Source organism: Sulfurovum sp., assembly GCF_041562805.1.
In the GTDB taxonomy this organism is placed as follows: Bacteria; Campylobacterota; Campylobacteria; order Campylobacterales; family Sulfurovaceae; genus Sulfurovum.
The window spans coordinates 1-5992 of sequence record NZ_JBFFOH010000151.1 but is presented as its reverse complement, the minus strand read 5'-3'; the positions used below and the strand labels follow the sequence as shown (position 1 = coordinate 5992).

The window sequence follows — 5992 nt, the reverse complement described above, 5'->3', positions numbered from 1 at the left end:
TGAGATATCCGTAAATATCATTATTTGGAATACCTCGATAAGCCTCAGCTAAAAGATCTTTGTCAAGATTTTTAAAACGCTTAAAATCACCACGAAGAAAATCACGATAAAAGCCGTCCAGAGTCATAGTCAAGAACAAAGGCACATGGCCTATTGATTTTGCATAATCGCTCATCGTATTGATCTTGTTCGCTAACTGTGCATAGTATCTAACGCTATGATTAGCACTAAATGAGACATCAAGCAAGCTTTTAACCTGACCTTGACCAGTAACAAAAGTTGTATCTTGTAAATACTTCTTTTGATGTGCCATTTTTTGTTTTACGTAATTTAGATCGTTTTCAGTAAGTCTGTAAGTATTCATGGTTATCACTCCTATAAAATGTCGGTAAACTTTTGTTAAATTGACAAGGGAGCAGTTAACCGGGCTCCTCCGTCGCTCCGGAAAACTGCTCTATAATCTCGATAGTAACGGCTAAAGTACGTGTGATTTTTTCTTGATGTTTAAAAGATAGAATATCGCCAAGAATAGGGATTTTCTCAATTAAAGGAATACCGTAGCGCGTTTGATGAATAGAATCGGAATTGATACCGGAGAGAACAAGCAGCTGACCTGCTTTGAGTTGGAAAGAACTATCTAATTGACGTTTAGAAGTTGTTGGAGTTGCGCTCTGATCGAGTATGTTTTCGATAGTAAAATTCAAAGTACAATAAATTACATCATCAACAACCTGAGGCTTTAACTTTATTTTCAAACCAACATCTTTGTAGGCGGTTGTTTCGCTTGTAGAAGATGAAGCACCATTGATCTGCGTTGAAGTTGTTTTGTAAGGAATGTTCTGGACAGATGAAAAATATATTTCTTTGCCACTCTGAACAGTCATAAATGGAGAACTTTGCAGCTCAGAGTTACCGCTTTCATTAAGATATTTTAAAACAGCATAATAGCCATTAGTGGACCCCTCAAAAACATTAGTAGTGGCGCTTAAAGGCATTGTGAACAAGTTAATAAAATATTGTAGATCACCAGTTAAATTTTGGATATAACCTGACAAATTTGTACCGCGATCTTTAATATCATTTAGATTAGTTTCTGTAATAGTCATTTTAACCATGAACTGCTTTGGCTTGTAGATAGATTTTTCAATAAGAGAAGAGACGTTTTCAAAAGTGTTGAAATCGGTGTACATACTAAGCGTGTTAGAACTGGAAATATAAGAGTGTTTGATATTAGATGAATCCAATGTGATTTTTAGATCTTCATACAGAGGGGCATCAAGCTTAATAGAATAAAAAGAGAGTGGAAATGCGTTTTCTTTTTTTTGAATATAATAAAAATTAGCCTTAGAGTCAAAAGAAAGAATATAACCTTTAATAAAAAGCATTCTTTTAAAAACTGAAATTAAAAAGGGCTCTTTGTCATTATTAATATAAAAAAGTACTTTCTCAGTCTCTATATCTTCTGAAACTAAAATGTTGACATTATGTTCAACCGAGACTAATTTGATAAATTGCTTTAGAGATACTTCAACATTTTTGCAATATAAATTACTTACTAGTAAAGGGATTAAGATTAGGAGCTTTGCCAGGTGCATCAGGTTTCCTTTTTTTTAATGTATTGACAAAAGAATCACTGACAAGCAATGAATATCTAGTGTAATTTGTAGATTGTTGATCGATGTTAAAATACTTGATCTTTGTATTTTTTATATAAAAAAGTAAATAGCTAATAGGAAACGAAAAATCGTTATAGGTACATTCAGAAGAAATGCAATCTATAAATATTAATTTCTTATTCTTGAAAACATTAGATGATCTACGAACAGATGAATCAGAAGGCTGAGAGACTGCAGGAACATTAACAGGCTCAACCAATGGCGATATATTAACAACCGATGATAATTGCCTAGTAGGAGCATTAACAGGCTTTACAGAATTATGAGAATCACCTGTAAAAGCATCCATTAAAAAATAAAAGATAATAAAAAGAAGAAAAACGAAAAAAGGTATTATGTAATAGTATTTTTTTAAGATATTGACACGCTCTTCAATGTTTCCAGAATGATAGAGCTTAAATATATTTGGGTCAATAGGAACAAAAAAGAAATTTTCAAAACAATTTTTATAGTAATCTTTACAGCTATAAGAACCTAGCTTTAAAGTCTTAACGGAAGCTGCTTTTTTAGGACTAAAAACTTTATAGAAAACAGTAATATTACCCGTATATTTTTCATGAATGTTTTTAGGCACCTGCGTAATTAGGTGTATTTGTTGGTGTAAATGGCGTTGGTACATAAACCACCAAATATATGTTTTATCAACTTCTCTGAAATAATTCTGCGCCTCGTCAATAGCAAAAAAGCAACCATAAATACCAAGCTCCTGTGATCTGGTAATTATTGCTTGCTCACCTTCATTATTGAGATACATCATTTCTAAAACAATAAGCTTTAGTTTTAACTCATTCATATCTAAAGGGTGTATATGCGGAGAAAAAGAAAAATCAAAATCAGCAATATTTGTGAATGTTTTTGAATAAACTTTTTTAGGTTTGAGCGGGAAATAATAATAAAACCATTGAAGAAAAAATCCAACTTTTTTTAAAGCTAGAGTGTACATTTCCACAATCATTTTGACGGTGTAATATGACTTACCGGACCCCGAAACACCCACAATTAAAGTAATAGCCATGATTAAAACCCGTGTGAGAGAATAATTTTTATATGCTCTCTAACAATAGTGTGTATATTGTTCAAGAATCGTAAACCAACAATAGAAAGTTTTAAAACTAACAAAGAGATCAACATAGGACTGAACAGATTAAAAGCATCTACAAAAGCGTTCCAGAGACCAAGACTTTTAACAACATCAAGAGCAAAACCAACGTTCGGACTGGAACCAGTATTAACGGTATCAACATAATCAAATAAATTTTGGATTGAAACGAATATCCAGACTATAATGGCAATGATCGCGAGAACAATAGCAGCTCTGAGAACAATGACACCGTAGCTGATACCGGCTAAAACAGTACTAAAACCGATTTTTGCACCAATACCAAGAAAACGACCTTTTAAAAACTTTACTCCATTGGAAAACAATAGATCGAATACAGTAGACTGAGCCATAGTAATTCCTTATAAACCGAAAATTAAATTCATGATTATCATGATAAAAGTAACACTTAAAGAAATAAATGCAATAGGATAAACAACGGGTTGTAATTGTGAAGTTGTCTCGCAAACATCAAAAGTAATAGGAGCATTCTCACCAGTTGAAAGATCGAAATAATAAGTTTTGGAACAACTGTTAACAGTTTGAATCTGCATATTAGTCGAAAAACCACCCTTGATAGTATTAATAGCACCATTAATATTTGTAGCAGTTGTGTTGTAATCTTTTATCAAATTATCAAAAAGTTTTTTGGTATCGTCGATAAGATCAGAAACATTGTCGTCATAAGTATCGCTGTAATTATTATCACCATGGAGAGCATCAGAAATAAAGCTTAAATTAGACTCCATTTTTGAAGTGTCAAAACTGACATTAACATCAACAGATACATTATTTTCAACTTGAACAGTTGAATTTTTATCTAAACTATCAGCTATACGACTCAAAAGCAAAGTTTGATTAACAAGATTAGAATTAACGCCGTCAAGCTTACCATTGGCATTGTCTAATCGACCAACGATTCTCGAATCATCAAAACGATTATTTTGTAGCTCGGAGAGAATATCATTGTTTATAGAGTTTGTTTCAGTAATTTTGTCTTTGATATCACCGAGATGATCATTAGAAACATCTTGCTTGTCTAAAGATAGTGACATAAGTTCGTTAGTCTGATTGATAGCATCAAGAATAGGGAGAAGATCAATCATAGCTTGTGAGGCGTTAGCATCAGGAGCAATAGGAGTATTTGTATTATTAGTATCTGGTGAAGCGTCCACAGGCAACAAATAACAGAATGAAGTAGTTGGACAGTTTGCAGAATTCGGCGTTACATATGTAGAAGATGTGTAATCAATACCGTCGACAAGAGCATCACAAGTCTGCTGCGAACCTGCATTGACATAAACCCAAGAAGGAGAAGGATAATAATCCCAATATTTCAACTGCCAGCAATCTTGATTACTATAATGGACATAGCAATACTCGTTTGGACATGTTGGTTCTGTATCGTTTCTAATTAATACAAAATCAACGTCAGGAAGAGTTAAATAATTAGAGACACATTGACCCTTTAAAACCATTCTAATATATGTAAAAGAATCAGGAGAAATATCAGTAAAGGGCGAAATAGAGTAAAAAGCATAATCAACACCTGCACAGGTCCCGTCAGTACCAGCAGAAGGATCACTATCATCTGGAACACCATCATTGTCAGCATCTGGAAAACAAACACCATTGAAATCTTTAGAATAACCATCCGGACAGCCATTACCATCTGAATCGGCTAAACATTGACCCTCATAGAATATTTCATTAGTATTTGGACAACCACAAACAGCGGTAATAGGGTCGCGTACAAGAGGAGCAGTACAAGGCTGACAAAAAGGAGCAGAATTCAAAGAATCAACAGAAAAACCATAATAAGTAAGCCAGCTATAATAAGATGAGCCAGTAGGTTCAAAAAGATAAAAACCATTATTATAAACATCAGGATAATAAACAGGTGCGTCTAAATAATCAGGATAAGTTGTAAGAGTACCTACACGACATTCACCATTATGCATAACGTCTATTTCATCACCGACAGAGTAAGCAAAAACTTTTGTTTGCAAAATAATAGTAAATAAGATAATTATTAATATTTTCAATGATATTGATATATGCTTTATCATTAAATATGCCTTTTAATATTAACTAAAAAACCAAATGCAATTAAAAAAGGCATTGTATAAATAATGAGCCACATCATTAAAGAAGCAAAATAATCAAAAGCCGGATTCATAGTTATTTCGATAATAGGCACATTAACCCCTTGTAAATAAATTTGATAGAGAATAAAAGATGATTGAAAAGAAAACAACAGCAGTTAACGCGCTTAAAAAATAAAAATTCTCTACAGACATACCCAAAGACATATAATTTTCAGGGGTACAATGAGACGTTAGAGAATCAAAAATATAACTATTCTCGATTATTGGAGTAGCAGAATTAGCACCGGTGAGAGATATAGAACTCAATGATAAATTGAGAGAATCAATGTAATAAAAAGTACCGGATAGATAATAGTAACTCTCTATACACTCACCAGTATTTAAAAGAAGCATAGAAGCATTAATATCAGCAAAAAGAATCAACAATAAAATAATGGAGTATTTCATAATTCAACCTTTAGACTGATCTAATATAATTTTGATACCTGCCTCTATAGAAATAACTATAAACCAAGCCAACACGTGAGCGCCGATAAAGGAGCCCAGAATCAAAGCAGTATTTGAAGTGATCTCTACTACCATAATGACCCCTTTACCAAAAAATTTATGCGCTCTTTAAAGCACGTAGACCAGCTTTAACAGCAACAACAAGACCGATCAAACCAATTACAGCGACAACAGCCGATGTGAAAGGTGCAGTTTCGATAGTACCCACAAATGAACTTGTAGCACCATCCCATGTAACAGCGGCAGCAGCTTGCGTGGAAACAACAGAAGCAGCAAGTGCAACAGAAGCAACTTTCGAAACTAGACCAAGTTTAGGTTTCATTACTTTTTTCATGATAACCCCTTTTGAAAAGAATTTTTTACACCCTCTGAGTAACCTGATTTACAAAAACAGGAAAGAAGCCCTAACGCCTTTCAGTTGTTGTCACTAAGTCAAGCTTAGCGATTAAGATAAGACAACAAAATCATTACAGCTCGTAAGGCATTACTTTTTGGCCTGAGTTAATGACTTGATAAAGTCAACGCCGTTTTTTCTGCTCGTTACTGTGTATACGTCTGAGCCTTCGTTTCGGCGGGCTAGGGCACCATCAATGGTAATGACT

Annotated in this window: 9 protein-coding genes; all 9 read right to left on the bottom strand. The window is 33.6% G+C overall.

Annotated features, from left to right (window positions below):
- Positions 1 to 364 (bottom strand): hypothetical protein (locus tag ABYK33_RS13065; protein WP_373033711.1); only part of this gene is annotated, 364 nt, incomplete at its 3' end.
- A gap of 55 nt (positions 365 to 419) precedes the next feature.
- Entirely contained in the window at positions 420 to 1595 is a 1176-nt protein-coding gene (locus ABYK33_RS13060; RefSeq protein WP_373033710.1) for a type II secretion system protein GspD, read from the bottom strand.
- Positions 1549 to 2691, bottom strand: a complete 1143-nt coding sequence (locus tag ABYK33_RS13055) for a zonular occludens toxin domain-containing protein (protein WP_373033709.1) — start codon at positions 2689 to 2691, stop codon at positions 1549 to 1551. The genes ABYK33_RS13060 and ABYK33_RS13055 overlap by 47 nt, the downstream gene beginning before the upstream one ends.
- 2 nt (positions 2692 to 2693) lie before the next feature.
- On the bottom strand, positions 2694 to 3128 hold the full coding sequence (locus tag ABYK33_RS13050; protein ID WP_373033708.1) for a hypothetical protein: 435 nt from the start codon (positions 3126 to 3128) through the stop codon (positions 2694 to 2696).
- Between the two features lie 9 nt (positions 3129 to 3137).
- Positions 3138 to 4844 (bottom strand): hypothetical protein, encoded by a 1707-nt coding sequence (locus ABYK33_RS13045; RefSeq protein WP_373033707.1) that lies wholly within the window; start codon positions 4842 to 4844, stop codon positions 3138 to 3140.
- Positions 4844 to 4975, bottom strand: coding sequence for a hypothetical protein (locus ABYK33_RS13040; protein ID WP_373033706.1), 132 nt, complete (start codon positions 4973 to 4975; stop codon positions 4844 to 4846). The genes ABYK33_RS13045 and ABYK33_RS13040 overlap by 1 nt, the downstream gene beginning before the upstream one ends.
- 1 nt (position 4976) lies before the next feature.
- On the bottom strand, positions 4977 to 5330 hold the full coding sequence (locus tag ABYK33_RS13035) for a hypothetical protein (RefSeq protein ID WP_373033705.1): 354 nt from the start codon (positions 5328 to 5330) through the stop codon (positions 4977 to 4979).
- Positions 5331 to 5333: 3 nt separating this feature from the next.
- Positions 5334 to 5465, bottom strand: coding sequence for a hypothetical protein (locus ABYK33_RS13030; RefSeq protein WP_373033704.1), 132 nt, complete (start codon positions 5463 to 5465; stop codon positions 5334 to 5336).
- A gap of 22 nt (positions 5466 to 5487) precedes the next feature.
- Positions 5488 to 5712 carry a hypothetical protein gene (locus tag ABYK33_RS13025; protein WP_373033703.1) on the bottom strand — a complete coding sequence of 75 codons (225 nt, stop codon included), beginning with the start codon at positions 5710 to 5712 and terminating at the stop codon, positions 5488 to 5490.
- Positions 5713 to 5992: the final 280 nt, after the last annotated feature.